Origin of the sequence: Duganella aceris (genome assembly GCF_011090165.1) — a bacterium.
In the GTDB taxonomy this organism is placed as follows: domain Bacteria; phylum Pseudomonadota; class Gammaproteobacteria; order Burkholderiales; family Burkholderiaceae_D; genus Rugamonas; species Rugamonas aceris.
The window spans coordinates 437,975-458,537 of sequence record NZ_JAADJT010000002.1 but is presented as its reverse complement, the minus strand read 5'-3'; the positions used below and the strand labels follow the sequence as shown (position 1 = coordinate 458,537).

At 65.9% G+C, this 20,563-nt stretch carries 20 protein-coding genes; 6 read left to right on the top strand and 14 right to left on the bottom strand.

Annotated elements, in window-relative coordinates:
* Positions 1–36: 36 nt before the first annotated feature.
* Genes GW587_RS06560 through GW587_RS06540 form a run of 5 tightly spaced genes read right to left on the bottom strand, consistent with a single transcriptional unit; the run spans position 37 to position 4,063 of the window.
* A complete protein-coding gene (locus GW587_RS06560; protein ID WP_166100124.1) occupies positions 37–720 on the bottom strand; it encodes an ABC transporter ATP-binding protein in 684 nt (227 codons plus the stop codon).
* Between the two features lie 14 nt (positions 721–734).
* A complete protein-coding gene (gene phnE, locus GW587_RS06555) occupies positions 735–1,532 on the bottom strand; it encodes a phosphonate ABC transporter, permease protein PhnE (protein ID WP_166100123.1) in 798 nt (265 codons plus the stop codon).
* The gene (locus GW587_RS06550) at positions 1,529–2,365 is read right to left on the bottom strand and encodes a PhnE/PtxC family ABC transporter permease (RefSeq protein WP_166100121.1); all 837 of its coding nucleotides are present in this window, start codon (positions 2,363–2,365) and stop codon (positions 1,529–1,531) included. Before GW587_RS06550 ends, phnE begins: the two co-directional genes overlap by 4 nt.
* Entirely contained in the window at positions 2,365–3,183 is an 819-nt protein-coding gene (locus GW587_RS06545) for a phosphonate ABC transporter ATP-binding protein (protein WP_166100118.1), read from the bottom strand. Before GW587_RS06545 ends, GW587_RS06550 begins: the two co-directional genes overlap by 1 nt.
* 4 nt (positions 3,184–3,187) lie before the next feature.
* Positions 3,188–4,063: a putative selenate ABC transporter substrate-binding protein gene (locus GW587_RS06540; protein ID WP_166100115.1), complete on the bottom strand. Its 876-nt coding sequence runs from the start codon at positions 4,061–4,063 to the stop codon at positions 3,188–3,190.
* Between the two features lie 157 nt (positions 4,064–4,220).
* Here GW587_RS06540 and egtD point away from each other — a divergent pair, with 157 nt between their 5' ends.
* Together egtD and egtB are read left to right on the top strand one after the other, a co-directional pair.
* Positions 4,221–5,159 (top strand): L-histidine N(alpha)-methyltransferase, encoded by a 939-nt coding sequence (gene egtD, locus GW587_RS06535; RefSeq protein ID WP_166100112.1) that lies wholly within the window; start codon positions 4,221–4,223, stop codon positions 5,157–5,159.
* Between the two features lie 18 nt (positions 5,160–5,177).
* Positions 5,178–6,422 (top strand): ergothioneine biosynthesis protein EgtB, encoded by a 1,245-nt coding sequence (gene egtB, locus GW587_RS06530; RefSeq protein ID WP_166100108.1) that lies wholly within the window; start codon positions 5,178–5,180, stop codon positions 6,420–6,422.
* 94 nt (positions 6,423–6,516) lie between these two features.
* On the opposite strand, the gene GW587_RS06525 is transcribed toward egtB, so the two are convergent.
* Together GW587_RS06525 and leuA are read right to left on the bottom strand one after the other, a co-directional pair.
* On the bottom strand, positions 6,517–7,320 hold the full coding sequence (locus GW587_RS06525; RefSeq protein WP_166100105.1) for an alpha/beta fold hydrolase: 804 nt from the start codon (positions 7,318–7,320) through the stop codon (positions 6,517–6,519).
* Between the two features lie 85 nt (positions 7,321–7,405).
* On the bottom strand, positions 7,406–9,106 hold the full coding sequence (gene leuA, locus GW587_RS06520) for a 2-isopropylmalate synthase (protein ID WP_166100103.1): 1,701 nt from the start codon (positions 9,104–9,106) through the stop codon (positions 7,406–7,408).
* A gap of 464 nt (positions 9,107–9,570) precedes the next feature.
* On the opposite strand from leuA, the gene GW587_RS06515 reads away from it, so the two are divergent.
* Together GW587_RS06515 and GW587_RS06510 are read left to right on the top strand one after the other, a co-directional pair.
* Entirely contained in the window at positions 9,571–10,089 is a 519-nt protein-coding gene (locus tag GW587_RS06515) for a nuclear transport factor 2 family protein (protein ID WP_166100100.1), read from the top strand.
* 2 nt (positions 10,090–10,091) lie between these two features.
* Positions 10,092–10,529, top strand: coding sequence for an HD domain-containing protein (locus GW587_RS06510; RefSeq protein WP_166100097.1), 438 nt, complete (start codon positions 10,092–10,094; stop codon positions 10,527–10,529).
* Positions 10,530–10,534: 5 nt separating this feature from the next.
* Here GW587_RS06510 and selD read toward each other — a convergent pair whose 3' ends face one another.
* Both selD and senB read right to left on the bottom strand, forming a co-directional pair.
* Positions 10,535–11,581, bottom strand: coding sequence for a selenide, water dikinase SelD (gene selD / locus GW587_RS06505; protein ID WP_166100094.1), 1,047 nt, complete (start codon positions 11,579–11,581; stop codon positions 10,535–10,537).
* 15 nt (positions 11,582–11,596) lie between these two features.
* Positions 11,597–12,583, bottom strand: a complete 987-nt coding sequence (gene senB / locus GW587_RS06500) for a selenoneine biosynthesis selenosugar synthase SenB (protein WP_166100091.1) — start codon at positions 12,581–12,583, stop codon at positions 11,597–11,599.
* A gap of 42 nt (positions 12,584–12,625) precedes the next feature.
* On the opposite strand from senB, the gene senA reads away from it, so the two are divergent.
* On the top strand, positions 12,626–13,834 hold the full coding sequence (gene senA, locus GW587_RS06495; protein WP_267878023.1) for a selenoneine synthase SenA: 1,209 nt from the start codon (positions 12,626–12,628) through the stop codon (positions 13,832–13,834).
* Positions 13,835–13,839: 5 nt separating this feature from the next.
* Here senA and GW587_RS06490 read toward each other — a convergent pair whose 3' ends face one another.
* Both GW587_RS06490 and GW587_RS06485 read right to left on the bottom strand, forming a co-directional pair.
* Positions 13,840–15,951, bottom strand: a complete 2,112-nt coding sequence (locus GW587_RS06490; protein WP_166100088.1) for a TonB-dependent receptor — start codon at positions 15,949–15,951, stop codon at positions 13,840–13,842.
* 70 nt (positions 15,952–16,021) lie between these two features.
* The gene (locus GW587_RS06485; protein WP_166100085.1) at positions 16,022–16,393 is read right to left on the bottom strand and encodes a DUF2946 domain-containing protein; all 372 of its coding nucleotides are present in this window, start codon (positions 16,391–16,393) and stop codon (positions 16,022–16,024) included.
* Positions 16,394–16,537: 144 nt separating this feature from the next.
* Here GW587_RS06485 and GW587_RS06480 point away from each other — a divergent pair, with 144 nt between their 5' ends.
* Positions 16,538–16,825: a hypothetical protein gene (locus tag GW587_RS06480; protein ID WP_166100083.1), complete on the top strand. Its 288-nt coding sequence runs from the start codon at positions 16,538–16,540 to the stop codon at positions 16,823–16,825.
* A 68-nt stretch (positions 16,826–16,893) separates the two neighbouring features.
* Here GW587_RS06480 and GW587_RS06475 read toward each other — a convergent pair whose 3' ends face one another.
* The 3 genes from GW587_RS06475 to GW587_RS06465 form a co-directional block, all read right to left on the bottom strand.
* On the bottom strand, positions 16,894–18,126 hold the full coding sequence (locus tag GW587_RS06475; RefSeq protein ID WP_166100080.1) for a malic enzyme-like NAD(P)-binding protein: 1,233 nt from the start codon (positions 18,124–18,126) through the stop codon (positions 16,894–16,896).
* Positions 18,127–18,207: 81 nt separating this feature from the next.
* On the bottom strand, positions 18,208–19,494 hold the full coding sequence (locus GW587_RS06470; RefSeq protein ID WP_166100077.1) for a Glu/Leu/Phe/Val family dehydrogenase: 1,287 nt from the start codon (positions 19,492–19,494) through the stop codon (positions 18,208–18,210).
* A gap of 98 nt (positions 19,495–19,592) precedes the next feature.
* Positions 19,593–20,555: a LysR substrate-binding domain-containing protein gene (locus tag GW587_RS06465; protein WP_166100074.1), complete on the bottom strand. Its 963-nt coding sequence runs from the start codon at positions 20,553–20,555 to the stop codon at positions 19,593–19,595.
* Between the last annotated feature and the right edge of the window lie 8 nt (positions 20,556–20,563).

The following is a 20,563-nucleotide window of genomic DNA, read 5'->3' as shown; positions in this document are numbered from 1 at the left end:
AAAAAAGTGCAGGCTTTGCCAAATAAATTATCTTGTTTATTGCGCAAACGGGTTGACGATTGTTGTTTCTTGTAGCCCGGATTTGGATAAATGTAGGATTTTGTCTGTCATTTCGGCAGAAGATTGCGAATGTGTCACCATGATCGCGCACGCGCCGGTGGCTTTGATTTCGCGCCGGAGCAGCGTCAGGATGCTGTGGGCGGTATCCGGGTCGAGATTGCCGGTCGGTTCGTCGGCCAGCACCAGCGCCGGGCGGTGCACCAGCGCGCGGGCGATCGCGACGCGCTGCATTTCACCGCCGGAGAGCTGGTGCGGGAAGTCGTGGCCGCGCCCGCCGAGGCCGACCGCGTCCAGCATCTCGGCCGCGCGCGCGGTGGGCAGGCCGTTGAGCAGCAGCGGCAGCGCGACATTCTGCAGCAGGGTCAGATGCGGCAGCACGTGGAAGGCTTGAAAGATGAAACCCATGCGTGCGCGCCGCAGCCGGGTGGCGGCGTCGTCGTCCAGGCCGGACATCGCGATGCCGTCGATGACGATCGGCGCTTCGCCCGCCGCCGGATCCGGCGTATCGAGGCCGGCGATCAGATTCAGCAGCGTCGATTTCCCGACCCCGGAATCGCCCATGATGGCGACGAACTCGCCGGCCTTGAAGCGCCACGACAGGCGGTCCAGCACCGGACGGCCGCCCGCATAGGATTTGGAGAGGTTGCGCAGTTCCAGCATGACGGCCTTTGAGATTAACGGGTGAGGGCGCGGCGCATGGCGAAGCTGATGGCGTCGACCAGGGCGACCAGCAGCAGCATGGCGAGGATGACGGTGGCCGCCTTCTGCATCTGGAACAGCGACAGGTGATACTTGAGCATCTGCCCCAGGCCGCCGGCGCCGACCACGCCGAGGATGGCGGCGGCGCGGATGTTGTTCTCCCAGCGGTACAGCGTGTACGACAGCATCTGCGGCAGCGTTTGCGGCAGCGTGGCGTAGAAGAAGGCGCTCATCGCCGAGGCGCCGTTGGTGCGCAGGCTTTGCTCCGGCAGCGGCGCGGCGTTTTCCAGCGAATCGGCGAACAAGCGACCCAGCACGCCGGCGGTGTGCGCGGCCAGCGCCAGCGTGCCGCCGAACGGGCCGAGGCCCGCCGCGATCAGCAGGATCGAGGCCCACACCAGTTCCGGGATCGAACGCAGCACGTTGAGCAGCGAGCGCGTGCCGCCGCGCGCGGCCTTGCCGAAGCGGCCCGACGCCGGCAGCGAGAACGCCAGGCCGGCCAGCACCGCCAGCAGCGTGCCGAGCGCCGACATGGCCAGCGTTTCGACGGTGGCCCACGCGGTCTTTGTGACGAAGCCGATCGACAGGTCCGGCGGCGCGAAGCCTTGCAGCAGTTCGATGGTGCCGTTGACCGCGTCGAGGGTGAAGAAGTCGCGCCACTTCAGCGGCAACGCGGCGAAGCTGGCGACGACCAACACCAGCAACAGCAGCATCAGCGTCAGCACGGTCCAGTCGCGCGGCGGCGGGCTTGGCAGGTTCGGGTGATGCCTCATCCCAGCCTCCGGCGCAGGACTTTGGAGAACAAATCGGCCAGGGCCACCAGCGCGACGAACACCAGCAGCATCGAGGCGACTTCCGAGCCGGCCAGCATCTTCATCGATTCATCCATGCGCTGGCCAAGGCCGCCGGCGCCGACGAAGCCCATCACCACCGAGCCGCGGATCGCGCACTCCCAGCGGTAGACGGTGTAGGACATCAGTTCCGACGCGGCCTCCGGCAGCGCGCCGTACAGCAGCGCCGCCAGTCGTCCGCTGCCGTTGGCCAGCAGCGTGTCGCTGGCGTGGGCGTCGGACGATTCGAGGATCTCGGCGTAGACCTTGCCCAGCATGCCGCAGTAGGTGAGGGCGATGGCCAGCACGCCAGCGGTCGGGCCGAGGCCGATGATGCGCACGAACAGCAGCGCCCACACCAGCTCCGGCACGCTGCGCAACAACACCAGCGCCCAGCGCACGCCCTGGCGCAGCAGCCGCGCGAGGGGGCGCATGCGGCCGGTGCCGAGCGCGGAGATCGACAGCTGCTCGTTGACCAGCAGCGTGGCGGGGATCGCGCCCAGCAGGGCCAGCGTCAGGCCGGCGGTGGCGATGGCCACGGTCTGCCAGGTTTCGCGCAGCAGCATGGCGAGGAATTCCATGCTGTGGGCGGGTGTGAGGAAATCGGACAGGAAGCGGCCGGTGGAGGTCAGGCTCTGCCAGTCGAACAGGATCCACGGCTTGAATTCGCTGACCACCAGCATCGGCCACAGCACCAGCAGCGCGACCGCGCAGGCGATCAGGCGGCCGCGCCAGGCCGGGTCGTGATACGGATTGGGTGTCGACGCAGCGGTCATTACAGGCAGGCGCCGATGCCGAGTTTGACCGCCATGGCGTCGTCGTCATGCGGCTTGCTGGCGGCGGGCTGCTCGCCGGCGTACAGCGCGGCGATCATCTGCGGCGTGACCTGGTCGCGCGGCAGGTCGAATTCGATGCGGCCGTCGCGCAGCGCGACGATGCGGGTGAAGTGGCTCAGCGCAAGGTCGACCTGGTGCAGGCTGCACACCAGCGTGGCGTTGCGCGCCCTGGCTTCTTCGCGCAGCGTGGCCAGCGTCAGTTCGGACAGGGCGGGATCGAGCGCGGACAGCGGCTCGTCCACCAGCAGCGCCTTGGCCGGCGACAGCAGCAGCCGCGCCAGGCCGCAGCGCTGGCGTTCGCCGCCGGACAGGCGGTCGACGCGGGAATACAGTTTGTCGCCGAGGTTGAAGCGCGACAGCGCCTGCCACGCCGCTTCCGGATCGGCGGGCTTGAACAGCGACACCAGCGCGCGCCACAAAGTCCATTGCGGCAGGCGCGCGGCCAGCACCGCCGTCACCACGCGCTGGCGCGGCGGCAGCGGCGGCGTCTGCGGCGCCAGGAACAACTGCGCCCGCAAGCGATGACGCGCGGCCTCGCCCAGCGCCCACGGGTCGCTGCCGAAGGCCTGGAAGGCGCCGTCGGCCGGCTTGTGGGCACAGGCCAGCGTCGCCAGCAAGGTGGTCTTGCCGGCGCCGGATGGGCCGATCAGGGCCAGCTGCTCGCCCTGTTCGATGGTCAGGGAAATCGCTTGCAGCGCCGGAGCCTTGGATGCGGTCAGATGCCGCACCGTCAGGTTCCGCAGTTCGTATGTCAACATCGATTTACTTCTTCAGCAGTCCGGCGTTTTGTGCTGCGGCTTCGATGTTCTTGTAGTTCTCGGCCTTGGTCGGAATGAACTTGGACGCGCGCTGCAGTTCCATGATGGCCTTGTCTTCAGGCTTGGACGGGTCCAGCGCCAGGAAGGCGTCGGTCAGCTTTTTCTTCAGGTCCGCGTTCATGTCGGTGCGCACCGACCAGTTGTAGTCGTAGTAGCCGGGGGTGGTGTAGAACACGCGCACCACGGCCGGATCGACCTTCTTCTCGCCGACCAGTTTTTCCCACACCGAGATGTTCAGCGCGCCGGCATCGACCTTGCCGCCGGCGACGGCGGCGACGGTGGCGTCATGCGCGCCGGAGAAGGCGATGCGTTTCAGATCGGTGTCCGGATCGATCTTCGCGGCCAGCAGGTAGTAGCGCGGCATCAGGTGGCCGGAGGTCGAGGACTCGGAACCGAAGCTCAGCGTCTTGCCTTTCAGGTCGCCCAGGCTGTTGATGCTCTTGTTGGTGGTGACGAACACCGACTTGAATTTTTCATCTTCGGCGCGTTGCACCAGCGGCGTGATCTGGCCCTTGCTGCGCTCATTGGCCTGCACGAAGGTGAAGCCGCCGAACCACACCATGTCGACTTTTTTATTGATCAGCGCTTCGACCGAAGCGGCGTAATCGGTGACAGGGGTGAACTCGACCTTCATGCCGATCTTCTTCTCCAGATACTCGCCCAGCGGCTTGAACTTGCGCTGCAGTTCGGTCGGCGCCTCGTCCGGAATCGCGGAGACGCGGAACACGCGGTCGGCGGATTGGGCTTGCGACCACGAAGCGGCCAGCAACATACCGGCGGTCAGCATCGTTTTGAGCGCGTTGCGTTTGGAGATTTTCATGAGTTATTCGCCTTTTTTGTGAAATTTAACCTGCTGATGCCATCCAAATGTGAAAAGCCGCACAGTTCTTTTTGGGGAGCACGACAAAATGGATATTCAGCTATCATAACAAAAATGTCGTCCCCGGACGGCCACCCAATTAAAGGCAAAGCACGATATGCAAACGTCCCGCTCCCCAGCGGCCATCGCCGAAATCAGCGCAGGCCTGCTGGCGCCGAACGCCAGTCTCTCCCCCAAATATTTTTACGATGGGCTGGGGTCCAAGCTGTTCGAGGCGATCTGCGAACTTCCCGAATACTATCCAACCCGCACCGAGGCCGGCATCTTCGCCGAGCACGGCGCCGACATGGCGCGCAGCGTCGGCACGGGGTCGGCGCTGATCGATCTGGGCGCGGGCAATTGCGCCAAGGCGGCGTCGCTGTTCCCGCTGCTGCAACCGGCGCAGTACGTGCCGGTCGATATCTCCGCCGACTTCCTCACCGGCGCGGTGACGCAGCTGCAGCAGCGCTTCCCGCAGATCGAGATGACCGCGCTGGGGCTGGATTTTTCCAACGGCTTCGAACTGCCGGACAATGTGCGCGGCGAGCGCCGGGTGTTCTTCTATCCGGGTTCGTCGATCGGCAATTTCCCGCCGGAGCAGGCGGTGGCTTTCCTGCGCGGCCTGCGTGCCAACGCCGGCGACGACGGCGGCCTGCTGATCGGCGTCGACCTGGTCAAGGACAGCGACGTGCTGAATGCGGCCTATGACGACGCGCTGGGCGTGACGGCGGCCTTCAACCTGAACATGCTGCGCCACCTGAACCGCCTGGCCGGCACCGATTTCGATGTGAGCCAATGGCGTCACCGCGCCTTCTTCAACGAAGAACAGCGCCGCATCGAAATGCATCTGGAGGCGCGCAGCGAAGTGACGGTGCGCTGGGAGGGCGGCTCGCGCCGCTTCGCCAGCGGCGAGCGTATCCACACCGAAGACAGCTACAAGTACACGCGTCAATCGTTTGTCGGCCTGCTGGAGCGGGCCGGCTTCGCCACCTCGCATGTGTGGACCGATCCGGACAACTGGTTCGCCGTGATCCACGCGCGCGTGATTCGAGACTGAGCCGGGAAGATCAAGCTTATGGACATGCGCCTGCCGCAGCAGCAACTCAAAGCCCGCTACGACGCGGTCCGAAGCCGTTCGCTGGCGATCGCCGAGCCGCTCACCGACGAGGATTGCGGCGCGCAGTCGATGCCGGACGCGAGTCCGATCAAATGGCATCTGGCCCATACGACCTGGTTCTTCGAGACCTTCATCCTGGAGCGAATGGAGGCGTCGTTCGCGCCGTTTCATCCGGCGTTCCGGGTGCTGTTCAATTCCTATTACAACGGCATCGGCGACAAGCATCCGCGCGCGCAGCGCGGGCTGTTGACGCGGCCCGCGATGTCGCAGGTGCGCGCCTATCGCGCCGACGTCGACGCCCGCATCGCGCGGCTGTTGACCGGCGAGCTGGCGGCGGAGCAGAGCGCGCAGCTGGCGGAGCTGATTTCGCTCGGCCTGCAGCACGAGCAGCAGCACCAGGAGCTGATGCTCACCGACGTCAAGCATCTGCTGGCGCAAAGCGCACTGCTGCCGGAGTATGTGGACACGCCGCTGCCGCGGGCGGCGGACGCCGCGCCGATGGCGTGGCTGGCGTTCGACGGCGGCCTGACCGACATCGGCCATGACGGCGACGGCTTCTGCTTCGACAACGAGCTGCCGCGCCACAAGCAGTATGTGGCGCCGTTCGAACTGGCGTCGCGACTGGTGACCAACGGCGAATACCTGGCCTTCATCGCCGCCGGCGGCTACTTCAACGCCGCGCTGTGGCTGGCCGAGGGATGGGACTGGGTGCGCAACCAGAATCTGAATGGTCCGATCTACTGGCAGCAGGACGGCGACGGGCAGTGGAACGAATTCACGCTGCACGGCGCGCAGCCGCTGGATCCGCAGCGGCCGGTGACGCATCTGTCGCTGTTCGAAGCGGACGCCTACGCCAATTGGGCCGGCGCCCGTTTGCCGACCGAGGCGGAATGGGAGTTGGCCGCCGCGCAAGCTTCGATCGAGACCGGCGCGCTGCATCCGGCCGGCGCCGACGCATCGGGCTTGCAGCAGATGTTCGGCCATTGCTGGCAGTGGACCAGCAGCAGCTATGCGCCGTATCCCGGCTTCAGCGTGGCGCCCGGCGCGCTGGGCGAGTACAACGGCAAGTTCATGTTGAACCAGTACGTGCTGCGCGGTTCGTCGTGCGCCACGCCGGACGGCCACGCGCGCGCCAGCTACCGCAACTTCTTCCCCGCCGGCGCACGCTGGCAGTTCACCGGCATCCGCCTCGCGCGCCGCTGAAAAACCGGGGTCAAGTCTGACATTCGTACACGGGCTCTACCGTAGCGGCCGCTACGGTAGAGCCCGTGTACGAATGTCAGACTTGACCCCGGTTTTATTTTTGCTTGTCCAGCACCTGCATCACGGCGGCGATGATGGCGGACGGTTCGCCGTGCGCCACTTCGACCACCGGCATGTCGCCGAACGGCTTGCGCGCGGTGCGCATCTGGTTGGCGCTGGCGGCCAGGTTGTCCAGTTCGGAGGCGCGGGCGCGCCAGTAGGCCGGCTTGGCCACTTGCGCCGCCTGCGCCGCCGCCAGCGCCGGGCCGATCTCGCCATTGATGGCGGTGTTCGGGTAGGCGCAAGCCGCGCCCTGGCCGGCGCTGTCGATGCACGCGGCGGCCGCTTCCAGGCTGGCGGCGCGGTCGCCCGGCAGCGCGTCTTCGTGCATCGCCTCCACCAGCACCAGGCCGGTGACGGCGCCGCGCGAGCGCAGCGCGAACTGCTGCGCGATCATCGCGCCGTAGCCGGCGCCCACCATCACGTACGGGCCCTCCATCATGCGCGCGTTCTTCAACAGGAAGCTCAGGTCGCGGCTGGCGTTGCCGGCGGTCGAGGCGCGGATGGCCGGGTCGCTGAAGCCGTAGCCGGCGCGGTCGTAGACGCAGGCGCGGGTGCGCTTGGCCACCTCCGGCATCACCGCCGACCAATCCCAGCCGGCGCGGCCGCCGTCCGCTTCGAACACCACCGTCGGCGAACCTTTGCCGGCGCAGTACATATTGAGCTTGCGGCCGCCGACGTCGACCTTGACCTGGCCGATGGCGAAGGCGTCCTGGCCGGCCGGCGGCGCGGCGTGGGCGCCGGCGGCGGCCAGCAGCAGGGAGGTGGCGAAGGCTGCGGAGAGTGCGAAATGGGTCATGATTTTTATCGAGTGGATGGTGACAGGGCGCCCTCGTGGGGCGCCCTGCAAAATCCGGCTTGGCGGCGGCTGGCCGGGGCGGAACTTATACGGTCGCGTCGGCGCCGACTGGCGCGGCGGCGGTTTCCTGCTGCTTCAGCTGGCGGTTGACGGCGCTCAGCACGGCCTTGAACGAAGCGGTGACGATGTTGCTGTCGATGCCGGCGCCGAACAGCGTCGGGCCGTTGGCCAGGCGCAGTTCGACGTAGCAGGCCGCCTTGGCGTTGGCGCCGGAGCCGATCGAGTGCTCATGATAATCCATCAGCTTGATGTCGAGGCCCAGCGCGTCGACGAAGGCGTCGATCGGGCCGTTGCCGCCGCCCTGCAGCGCCATCGGCGCGCCGCGGTGGTGCAGCGCGATGTCGATCTGCACCGGCTCGTCGCTGCTGGTGTCTTCCACCATCTTGTGCGCGTTGTAGGCGTAAGGGGCGGTCTGCTCGAAGTACTCCTTGCTGAAGATCTCGTGGATGCCTTCGGAGGTGATCTCCAGGCCGGTGGCGTCGGCCACCGCCTGCACCGCGCGGCTGAATTCGATCTGCAGACGGCGCGGCAGCACCAGGCCGTAGTCCTGCTCCAGCAGGTAGGCCATGCCGCCCTTGCCGGACTGGCTGTTGACGCGGATGACGGCGTCGTAGCTGCGGCCCAGGTCCTGCGGGTCGATCGGCAGGTAAGGGATCTCCCAGATCGCGCCTTCCTTCTGCTGGGCGAAGCCCTTCTTGATCGCGTCCTGATGCGAGCCGGAGAAGGCGGTGAACACCAGGTCGCCCACGTACGGGTGGCGCGGGTGCACCGGCAGCTGGTTGCACTCTTCGACGCACTTGCGCACTTCGTCGATGTCGGAGAAGTCCAGGCCCGGGTGCACGCCTTGCGTGTACAGGTTCAGCGCCAAGGTCACCAGGTCGACGTTGCCGGTGCGTTCGCCGTTGCCGAACAGGCAGCCCTCGACGCGGTCGGCGCCGGCCATCACCGCCATCTCGGCGGAGGCGACGGCGGTACCGCGGTCGTTGTGCGGGTGGACGCTGATGATCAGCGAATCGCGGCGCGCCAGCTTGCGCGACATCCATTCGATCTGGTCGGCGTAGACGTTGGGGGTGCTGCACTCCACCGTCGACGGCAGGTTGATGATCATCTTGTTGTTCGGGGTCGGTTCCCAGATCGCGGTGACGGCGTCGCAGATATGCTTGGAGAAATCGAGTTCGGTGGTGGAGAACGACTCCGGCGTGTACTCGAAGCCCCATTCGGTCTGCGGGTGCTGCTTGATCAATTCCTTCACCAGCCTGGTGCCGGTGGTGGCGATGTTGGTGATCTCTTCGCGCGACATGCCGAAGACGACCTTGCGGAACACCGGCGCCACCGAGTTATACAGGTGGACGATGGCGCGCTTGGCGCCGGCCGCCGATTCGACGGTGCGGCGGATCAGTTCATCGCGCGACTGGGTCAGCACGATGATGGTGACGTCGTCCGGGATGCGGTTCTCGTCGACCAGCTTGCGCACGAAGTCGAAGTCGGTCTGCGAGGCCGAAGGGAAGCCCACTTCGATTTCCTTCAGGCCGATCTTCACCAGCAGTTCGAAGAAGCGCAGTTTCTTCTCCGCGCTCATAGGTTCGATCAGGGCCTGGTTGCCGTCGCGCAGATCGGTGCTCATCCAGATCGGCGGTTTGGAGATGACGTTGTTCGGCCACTGGCGATCGGACAATTGGACGGGTGGGAAGGCGCGATACTTCGCTGCTGGGTTCTGCAACATCATGGGGTGCTCCTGGGTCTTTAAAATTTGGAAGTGCTGGATGCGCGACTGCGGGCGCTTGCTGTGTGGCGAGGGGCTGCCGTGCGGCCACGGGTTACTAGGCTCGGCAACCGATCGGTAGTTTTAGCAGTAGCGACAAAGCTGGGAGCATCGGTGCAAACTTTCCTGGGATTTTGATGGCGGGTGCGGCTTGTGGCCGGCACCGGGTACGACTGAGACGCGACGAAACGTAAATTAAGCGCGTGCTAGTAGGCGCGCTGCCAGCGATAGGGCGCTTGGCAGTGGCAGCAGGAAAGCGGATAGGTGCAGATGCGAGGTCATGGGCTTTAATGTACGAGATCGGCGCGGGGGCTGTCAAGCGAATGTTGGCTGATTTATTTGGTCACGTTGCAATCGAAGTCACCAGCGCAGCATCGCTTCATAGTATTAAGTATACAATTGACATTACTTTATTGATAGGGGTTGGAATGACATATTCGATGCGCGCGGTCTTGTTGGTGTTGTGGATGGCGGCCACCTCCGCTTTCGCCGAACCGCCCAAGGCGGTCAGCACGCCGGCCGACATCGCCGCGATCAAGCAGGTGACGCAGGACTTCCAGAGCGCGCTGAAGACCAAGGAAGTGTTGAAGCTATCGTCGCTGATGCTGAATTCGAACATTCTGTGGACGTCGCCGGCCTCGGACCAGCAGGTCGCCACCATGCGCAAGGAAACCGATCCGAATTTCGACGGCGTGCGCGCCGGCGGCTACAACGAATTCGTGCAGTTCGTTAAACGGGAAAAGAAGCCGGTCGAGGAAAAATTTTATAACATTAAAATCACCCAGGACGCCGACCTGGCTTGGGTGATGTTCGACTACGAATTCATGTTCGACGGGGCGGTGGAGAACTACGGTGTCGAGACCTGGCAGATGGTCAAGCGAGACGGCCGATGGAAGATCTACAGCGTCACCTGGTCGACGCACTTCACCGAGAAAAAAGGATCCTGATCATGGCGACATTGGAACGGGCGATTGCCATCGCCGCGGAAGCGCACGCCGGGCAGGTGGACAAGGCCGGGCAGCCGTATATCCTGCATCCGTTGCGGGTGATGCTGCGTGTCGCCTCGGACCACGAGCGCATGGCGGCGGTGCTGCATGATGTGGTGGAGGACACCGGGGTGTCGCTGCCGCAGCTTGAGGCCGAGGGATTCGCGCCGCAGGTGGTCGCGGCGGTCGAGGCGTTGACCAAGCGTCCCGGCGAATCGCGCCTCGATGCGGCGCAGCGTGCGGCCGCCGATCCGATCGCGCGCCGGGTCAAGCTGGCCGACAACGCCGAGAACATGGACCTGACGCGCATCCCCCATCCCTCCGAGCGCGATTACGCGCGGGTGGAGGAATACAAACTGGTGCGCGAAATCCTGCTGAAGCAGGCCGTCGCCGGCGTCTAAGCCGACTAGGCGACGACGACCCGCGCCGCGCCTTCGGCCATGCGGCCGATGACGGCGGCTTCGCCGAAGCCTTCGCGGTGGAACAGGGCCAGCACTTCCTCGACGCTGCCCTCATCGCACGAGACCAGCAAGCCGCCCGAGGTTTGCGGGTCGGTCAGCAGCATGTGCTGCGCCTGCGAGACGCCTTCGCCCAGCTGAACGTCCTTGCCGTAGGCGTCCCAGTTGCGGCCCGAGGCGCCGGTGAAGTAGCCGTCGTGCGCCAGCTGCTCGACGCCCGGCAGCAGCGGGATCTTGGCCATCTCGAGTTGCGCTTCCAGCTTGGCGCCGCGCGCCAGTTCCAGCAGGTGGCCCAGCAGGCCGAAGCCGGTGACGTCGGTCAGCGCGTGCACGCCAGCCATTTCCGACAGCGCCTTGCCCGGCTTATTCAGCTTGGTGGTGTTGGCGATCATGGCTTTGTAGCCGTCGGCGTCCAGTTTGTCCTTCTTCAGCGCGGCCGACAGCACGCCCACGCCCAGCGGCTTGCCCAGCACCAGCACGTCGCCGGCCTTGGCGTCGGCGTTGCGCTTGACCTTGGACGGATGCACCAGGCCCAATACCACCAGGCCGTAGATCGGTTCGACCGAGTCGATGGTGTGGCCGCCGGCGATCGGGATGCCCGCTTCGGCGCAGATCGATTCGCCGCCCTTGATGATCTGGCCGATGGTCTCCAGCGGCAGCTTGTTGATCGGCATGCCGACCAGGGCCAGCGCCATGATCGGCGTGCCGCCCATGGCGTAGACGTCGGAGATGGCGTTGGTGGCGGCGATGCGGCCGAAGTCGAACGGGTCGTCCACGATGGGCATGAAGAAATCGGTGGTGGCGATCAGCGCCTGCTCGTCATTGAGCTTGTAGACGGCGGCGTCGTCGGCGGTCTCGATGCCGACCATCAGCTCCTTCGGCACCGGGAAGCCGCTGGAGTTCTTCAGGATCTCGGCCAGCACGCCGGGCGCGATCTTGCAGCCGCAGCCGCCGCCGTGCGAGAAGGAGGTCAGTTTGATTGCATCATTGCTCATGTTGTATTCCTTGGTTTAAGACTGAGGTACAGCTCGATGCAGCAGATTATCCACCAACTCCAGCAATGCCGCTTGCTCGGCCTGCGGCGCGAACAGCGGCGCGCGGGCGTCGCACTGCGCGCGCAGCGTGGCGCGGTAGCTTGAATCGTCGATCACGCGATCGATCAGGCGCGCCAGCGCGGCCGCGTCCCCGGCCGGGAAGTAGCCCAGGTAATCGTCGCCCAGCATGCCGCGATTGCCGCTGATGTCGCTGACCAGCACCGGCACGCCGGCGCGCACCGCTTCGATGATGACGTTGGCACCGCCTTCCATGTGCGAGGTCAGCACCATCGCGTGGCTGCGCTTGAGGCGCTGCCGCGTGGCGGCGTGCGGCATGGCGCCCAGCCAGAGGTAACGCGGCTGGGACGCGGCCGTCGCTTGCGCCGCCTCGGCCAGCGCCGGCTCCAGCGCGCCGCCGATGTGGATCAGACGCGCGCCCGGCGCGCGCACCAGCGCGGCGGCGCGCATGAAGGTCAGCGGATCCTTTTCGCCGCGCAGATGGCCGATCATGCAGATATCGGCGTGGCGGCGCGCGCGTTCCGGCGCCGGTTTCAACGCCGGCGCGGATTGGAAAATGACGCTGGTCTTGGCATGCAACTGAGCCGGCAGCGACGCGTAGCCGGCCGGTTGCAGCAGCACCAGCGCATTGGCCTGTTGCAGCGCGCGCTGGGCCGTCGGGTCGGTGTGGATGTCGCGATACAGGTCGGTGCCGGTCAGCAGCAGGATGGACGGCCGTTGCGGCCAGGCGCAGGCCCACGCATCCAGCGACGGCGCGGAGCGGCGCGCGTGCAGCGCGATCAGCAGGTCGGGCGGCGGCGCGGCGCTGTCCGCCGGCCATTGCAGCGATAGCGTCACCCGGTGGCGCGCGCGCAGGAACCTTGCCCAGCGGCTGGCGCTTTGCCAATTGCCGTTGTTGGCGCGGGCGGAGGCCGGGCTGACGATCCAGATGTGTTGTGCTGTCACCGGTACTTTGCCTGAAAGTCGTTAGGTCGCTACAATGGGCTCATGAATTCCAGCCCATCCTCGTTCAGAAATGCGACGCCGCAGCAGATGGCCCAGGCCCTGCGGCATGCGCGGGATTATACGCTGTCGCTGTTCGATTGCTTTGCCGCCGCCGGCATGGACGTTTCGGCGCGCGTGCCGCAGCTGCGCATCCTCAACCCACCGTTGTGGGAGCTCGGCCATATCGCCTGGTTCGCCGAATGGTTCATCCTGCGCGAGGCGACGTCGAGCCACCCGGCCGACGGCGTCGGCAACTGCCTGCTGAGCAAGGGCGACGACTGGTTCGATTCGGCGCTGGTGCCGCACCGCAGCCGCTGGACGCTGGACCTGCCCAGCCCCGGCGCCTTGAAGACCTACTGCCACGAGGTGCTGGACCGCGTGCTGGACAAGTTGTCGCGCGAGCCGAACACCGACGCGGCGCTGTACCCGTACCGGCTGGCGCTGGCGCACGAGGACATGCACGGCGAGGCCTTGCTGTACACCCTGCAGACGCTCGGCCTGGCGGCGCCGGTGCTGGCCGCCGGCGAGGAGCAATCGTCGTACGCGCCGTCGGAGATCGGCTTCCCCGGCGGCACGCTGCATCTGGGCAGCGATGCGCTGGAAGGCGGCGGCTTCGTGTTCGACAACGAACGGCGCGCGCATCAATTCCGCGTCGCCGCGTTCCGCATCGACAGCACCTTGGTCAGCAATGCGCAGTATGCGGATTTCGTCGCCGATGGCGGTTACGACAACCGCCAGTTCTGGAGCAAGGCTGGCGCGGAATGGCTGATGCGGCAGGAGCGCTCGGCGCCGCGCCATTGGCAGCGCGACGGCAGCCAGTGGCGCACGATGCGCTTCGGCCGGTTGTCGACGCTGGCCGGCGCCGAGCCGGTGCGGCATGTCAACCTGTACGAAGCGCAGGCTTACTGCGCCTGGGCCAATCGCAGGCTTCCCACCGAGGCGGAGTGGGAATACGCGGCGCTGTCGGGCCACCCGGCCTTCCGCTGGGGGCAGCTGTGGGAGTGGACGGCGTCGCCGTTCGAGCCGTATCCCGGTTTCGAGGCGGACCGCTACCGCGAATATTCGGAGCCGTGGTTCCACACCCATCAGACGCTGCGCGGCGCGTCGTTCGCCACGCCGTCGCGCTTCGGCTCCGCCAAGTTCCGCAACTTCTACATGCCGGAGCGCGACGACATCTTCGCCGGCTTCCGCACCTGCGCCTGGCCCGGCTAGCCGGATCAGAAGCGGTAGGTCGCGGTCAGGTTCACGTTGCGGCCTTCGCCCGGCATGATCCAGCGCGACACATGCAAATGGCTGGAAACGAAGTAGCGCTGGTCGAAGGCGTTGCGCAGCGCCAGTTGCACTTCGACCGCGCCGCCTTGCGCAAGCCTGCGCGTCCACGTTTGCGTCAGGTCGACGCGGCCGTAGCCGGGCAGCGTGGTGGTATTCGCTTCATCGGCGAAGCGTTCGCCCTGCACATACAGGCCGGCGCCGGATTTCCACGCATCGTTCCAGCGATATTGTCCCCATATGCTTAGCGACTGGCGCGCGACATTCGGCACCCGCTTGCCGCCATAGACCGAGTTTTGCAGATAGACCGCGTCGGTGTAGGCGTAGGTGGCGGCCAGGTTCAGGTGCTCGCCGACGAAGCCGGTCAGCGAGCTTTCCACGCCCTGCGAACGCGCGCTGCCGCCGACGGTGAAGTCGAAATTATTCAGCGGCGTGCTCTGGTCGGCCGAGATCATATTGGTCTGCTTCAGGTGGTAGACCGCCACGTCGCTGGCCAGCGCATCCTTCAGCCACAGCGACTTCCAGCCCAATTCCGCCTGCGTCGCCTTGCGCGACGGGAGCGATTGGTTGGATGAGGATGCGACCTGATTGGGCGAGGTGCCCGACGCCACGTTGGCGTACAGCGTCTGCCGGCCCGATGGGCGATACAGCAGGCCGAACTTCGGCGACCAGCGCGACTCCTTCACCGGCCGCACGCCGGCGGCGCCGTAGACGAAGTCCTGATCGGTGTAGCGCACCCCGGCCACGGCCGACCATGCGCCCAGGTCGATCTGGTCCTGGGCCGAGGCGGAAACGGCTTTCAGGTCTTGCGTCGTCAACGAGCGCGCCAACGTCACGCCCGCAGGCGGCGGCGTCACGCGGCCATGGACCGGGGCGTAGACGTTGATGCCCGGGCTGGTCGCGGCGGGCACGCTGAGCGCGGGCTGGTCCAGCGTCTCCTTGTAGTAGTCCAGGCCGAGGAACAGGCTGTGCGTGTATCCGCCGAAAGCCTGCCTGCTGGTCAGCGAGGTGGCCAGCGTATCGATGCGGCGTTGCGTGTCCGGCTCCCAGGCGGAGATGCGGGCGTAGGTGCCGGCCGGTTGTCCCGCCAGCGGCGAGCCGTTCAACAGATTCTTGATCGAAGTCGAATGCGCCTCAAGGTGGGTGATGTCTGCGGCGAAGCGCGTATCGCCCGTCAGCGCGACGTCGCCATGCAGGTCGACGATGCGGTTGTTGGTGGTGGAGTTCCCGAACGGCTCGCCCAGTTGGCGGTCCAGCGGCACGTCGACCGGGCCGCCGTTGAACGCCGGGATGCCGTAGTCCGGCTGGTACACCTGGTTGGTCGCCTCGATGCCGGCGCGCAGGTGATAGCGTCCGCCGTCGCTCTTGGCGATGCCGAGCTTCACGCCATTCAGTTCGTCCGGGACGTGGCGCCATTCGCTGGCGGTGGAGCGGGTGGCGATGATGCGTGCGGCCAGTTCATTGTCGACGGAGAGCACGCGATTCAGGTCGACGGTGACTTCGCGCGCCGAATGTTCACCGGCCGACAGCAGCACCGAGCCGCCGTTTTCCAGCAGCGGCTGGCGGGTGACGATATTCACCGTGCCGCCAGGTTCGCTGCGCACGCCGATGGCGGAGCCGGGGCCGCGCAGCACATCGACGCTTTCGATGAACGCCGGCACATAGGGATAATTCGACAGGCGCACGCCGTCGCGCAGCACGCGGTTGGAGCCGGTGCCGCTGTCGGAGACGGCGCCGCGCAGGATGAAGAACTGGGTGTGCGATCCGTTGAAGCCGGAATCGGCTTGTGCGCCCGGCACATTGCGCAAGGCGTCCTGCAAGGTGGTGCCGGCCTGATCGCGGACGCGGTCGCCGTCGACGCTGGTCACCGAGAACGGCACGTCCATCACGGAGCCGCTGGCGCCGGTGGCGAGCTTGCCGGCGCGTTGGCCGTCTTTCAGTGTTTGTCCGGGGACGATGACGGTGATCGCCGGCAGTTGTGTGTCGTCGGTGGCGGCCAGCGCGGTATGACTGGCCGCGAACGATGCGCCCAGCAGAAGGGATTTGACGTGCTTGTTCATTGTTGTCTTCGAAGTATGGATATGCGAAACCCGCCGACGCGAAAGGCCGGGGATTCGGGATGTCGGTGCGTCAAAGAGCGGTTGGCGGGGCGCGGGACTGGATTGGACTCCAGGCCGCGAGCGGGCTGGATGACCGGTAGAAGAGGAGGGGATGGCGCTCTGCGGCGGCGATGGGGAACATCGCCGCTTGCATGCTTGAAGGCAGGGCGTAGCTCTCGGCGTGCACGGAACACAGCTTGCAGTGGTCCGGCGCGGCGGGCCTGGAGCGGTCGGACGAGTCGCCGGAAATCGACACCAGCTTGCTGCCGGAGATACCGCACATCTCGATGAGGATCTCGCCATGCGAGGCCGACACCGCATGAGAAATCGACGGTGCGAGCATCGCGCACAGCATCGCCAGCATGGCGATCCATGCGGCGACATGTCTGGTGGCGGTGTGCATTCTCATGTCGAGATTGTATCAGCAGCCGGTGGAAAGCCGGCTGCGGCTAGCAGGGCGCAAGCGGCGACGCGGCCTGCTGTGCGGGATGGTTGCCGTGCTTGAGCTAGAATGGTGTTTTATTTGCACTGCGCGCAAGGGGATGTCATGAGTCCAGACCAAGACAGGCGGCAAAATCGGCCGCACACTTCCGACACGTCCGGCTGGCATTCGCTGGAGTTTGTGGTGCGCCAGGCCCTGGAGGTGCAGCGCGATGTCGGCACCGCGAGCGCGGTGGAGTTCTTGCAGAACATCGGCGTACACGCGCAGGTGATCGCGCGCGTTCTGGCCCCGGATGCGAAGGTGCGCGCCTCGGACCAGCAGGCGCTGGACAATCCGGTGCTGGTCGCCGAACTGCCCATCACGCCACGCCGCCTCTTCGCGCGCCGCAAATAAGCGGGGTCAGTTCCGGCATCGTGCCACGGGCTCTGCCCGTGGCACGATGCCGGAACTGACCCCGCCTTTCAGATCAGCGATTCCGCCAGGTCGTTCAGGTCTTCCGCATATTCCAGCTCGACCAGCTCCTTGCGGGCGACGCCGCTGCGCCACGCGGCGGTGGCGATCTTCGGCGTCACGCCCGTCAGCAGACGCGGATCCAGCAGGCCCGGCACCACATAGTCCTTGCCGAAGCGCGCGTCGCTGCGCGCCATGTCGGCCAGCGCCACCACGCAGGCGCGCTTCATTTCCTGGTTGATCGTGTAGGCGCCGCTGTCCAGCGCGGCGCGGAACAGATACGGGAAGCACAGCGCGTTGTTGATCTGGTTCGGATAGTCGGAGCGGCCGGTGGCGATGATCGCGTCCGGCGCCACTTCGCGCACCAGTTCCGGACGCAGCTCCGGCTCCGGATTGGCCAGCGTGAACACGATGGGCTGCGGCTTCATGCGCTGGATGTCGGCCTGCGACAGCACGCCCGGTCCGGACACGCCGAGGAACACGTCGGCGCCGTCCATCACGTCCGACAAGGTCAGCGCCGAGGTGGCCTGCGCCCATGCGGCTTTTTCGCCGTCCAGCGCGCGCGTCGTGGTCAGCACGCCTTTGCTGTCGCAGACGAAGATGTTCTCGCGCGCCGCGCCCAGGTCCACCAGCAGTTCCAGGCAGGCCATCGCCGCCGCGCCGGCGCCGGAGCAGACGATCTTCGCGGTGGCGATGTCGCGGCCGGTCATCTCGATCGCGTTCAGCATGCCGGCGCCGACCACGATGGCGGTGCCGTGCTGGTCGTCGTGGAACACCGGAATCGACAGCCGCTCGCGCAGCTTGCGCTCGATGTAGAAGCATTCCGGCGCCTTGATGTCTTCCAGGTTGATGCCGCCGAAGGTCGGGTGCAGCGCGGCGATGATGTCGACCAGCTTGTCCGGATCGCTCTCGTCGATCTCGATGTCGAACGCGTCGATGCCGGCGAATTTTTTGAACAGCACGACTTTGCCTTCCATGACCGGCTTGCCGGCCAGCGCGCCGATGTTGCCCAGGCCGAGCACCGCGCTGCCGTTGGTGATCACGCCGACCAGGTTGCCCTTGGCCGTGTATTCATAGGCCTTGGCCGGCTCGCGCTGGATCTCGACGCAGGGCGCGGCGACGCCGGGCGAATACGCCAGCGCCAGGTCTTCCTGCGTACTGACGCTCTTGGTGACTTCGATGGCGATCTTGCCGGCCTTGCCGGTTCGGTGGTAGGCCAGAGCCTTTTGTTCGATGGTGCTCATTTAGATTGTTGTCCTTTTAATGCGAAAACGCCCGCACTGGCCTAAGCCGGTACGAGCGCAAACTGCTGGGGATTCAGTGGATCATGGATACAGGCCGCGCACTTCACGCGCTTGCAGCACTCGGGTGCAAGCGAGGATGAAGGTGGCGGTACGCAGCGTGACTTTCTTATCCTGCGCTACGGTCCATACTGCATTGAATGCGTCCTGCATGATGCGGGTCAGTCGTGCATTGATCTCATCTTCGCTCCAGAAGAAGCTGGAGAAATCCTGCACCCATTCGAAGTATGACACGGTTACGCCGCCCGCGTTGGCGAGCACGTCGGGAACGATCAGTACGTCCTTGTCGGTCAGGATGTCGTCCGCTTCCGGCGTGGTCGGGCCGTTGGCGCCTTCCAGGATGATCTTGGTGCGGATGCGCGGCGCGTTGTCGGCGGTGATCTGCTGTTCCAGCGCGGCCGGGATCAGGATGTCGGACTCGATGCCCCAGAACGCGTCGCGGTCGAGGAAGGCTTCGGCGCCGGGGAAGCCGCTGACGCTGCCCACTTCCGCCACGTGGTGGTGCAGACGCGCCACGTCCAGGCCGCCCTGGTTGACGACGGTGCCGGTGTGGTCCTGCACCGCGATGACTTTGGCGCCGGCATCGGCGAACATGGTCGCGGCCACGCCGCCGACATTGCCGAAGCCCTGGATGGCGACACGGGCGCCTTCGATCGCGACACCGCGCTTGACGGCGGCTTCGCGGCCCACCACGAACACGCCGCGGCCGGTGGCTTCGCGGCGGCCCAGCGAGCCGCCCAGCGAGATCGGCTTGCCGGTGACGACGCCGGTCGACAGGTTACCTTCGATCATGGCGTACGAGTCCATCATCCAGGCCATCACTTGTTCGTTGGTGTTGACGTCCGGCGCCGGGATGTCCTTGTTCGGGCCGATGATCAGCGAGATCTCGCTGGTGTAGCGGCGCGTCAGGCGTTGCAGTTCGCCGCGCGACAGCGTCTTTGGATCGACGCGGATGCCGCCCTTGGCGCCGCCGTATGGCACGTTGACCGCGGCGTTCTTGACCGTCATCCAGGCCGACAGCGCCATCACTTCGGACAGCGTCACGTCCTGGTGGAAGCGCACGCCGCCTTTGCCCGGGCCGCGCGACATATTGTGCTGCACGCGGTAGCCTTCGTAGTGGGCGATCGAGCCGTCATCGCGTTCGATCGGGACGTCGACGGTCAGGATGCGCTTCGGGCGCTTCAGGGTTTCGACCCAGCGCGACAGGCTGCCCAGGTGCGGGGTGACGCGGTCGATCTGCTGCAGGTAGACGCCCCATGGGCCGAGTTCATCCGGGTTGAGGTAGGAAGGCAGTGCGTGTGCGGTGGTCATGCTCTAAGCTCCGTGGGTTCAAGTGCACGAATCATAGAGTCGGAGGCTTGGACCGGGCCAATGCTGTATGCGCATTCGGCTATGCATATAACGCATAGTTATCTTTCCGACACCTCGACGCGGCGTTTACGGCCGGTGGCCTTTTGCTGTTGTTCGAGGAATTCCCACAGCCGTTCGACGATGGCCTTGCCGCGCCGCTGCGCCGATGGGCGCTCGCGGTACAGGCGGATCTCCATTTCGATTTCCCAGTCGGCGCCGCCGCCGTCGGCGCGCGCCAGCTGCTTTTGCTTGAGCTCCCGCGTCACCGCCGATTCGGGCAGGAAGGCGATGCCGCGTCCTTCCAGGGCCATCATCTTCAAGCCTTCGGCCATGTCGGTTTCGTAGTGCGGGTCGAGGTGCAGCGGGGTCCTGGTGTCGCTCAGGATCAGCTCCACCATGCGGCCCAGGTAGGCGTTGTTGGTGTAGGATAAAAACGGCAGCGGCGCTTTCTTGGTGCCGGGCAGCGTGAATTCGGGTACCTTGTTTCTATCGCAGCGGGCGTAGGCGCGCAGCGATTCGCGTCCCAGCACCAGCATGTCGTAGCGGCCCGGGTCGAGCTGCACCGGCTGGCGCGGATGGTGATAGCACAGCAGCAGGTCGCAGCCGCCTTCGACCAGCTGCATCACCGCGTCGTGCACGTTGAGCGCCATCAGCCGGCTGCTGATCGGCGCGAAGTCCTGCTCCAGCGCGGTCAGCCATTTCGGCACGAAGGTCAGCGACAGCGTGTGCGGCACGGCGAGGTCGATGCTGGTCTGCGCGGCGGCGCGCTTGGAGCGCAGCATGTCGCGCGCGCCGTTGATCTGCGCCAGCATCTCCAGCGCCTGCTCGTAGAAGACGATGCCGGCCGGCGTCAGGCGGGTGGGGTAGGAGGTGCGGTCGACCAGGTCGGTGCCGAGCCAGTTTTCCAGCGACTGGATGCGGCGCGAAAAGGCGGGCTGCGTGACATGCCGCAGCGCCGCCGAACGGCTGAAGTTATTGGTCTCCACCAGCGAGATGAAGTCTTCCAGCCACTTGGTTTCCATGCTCGATC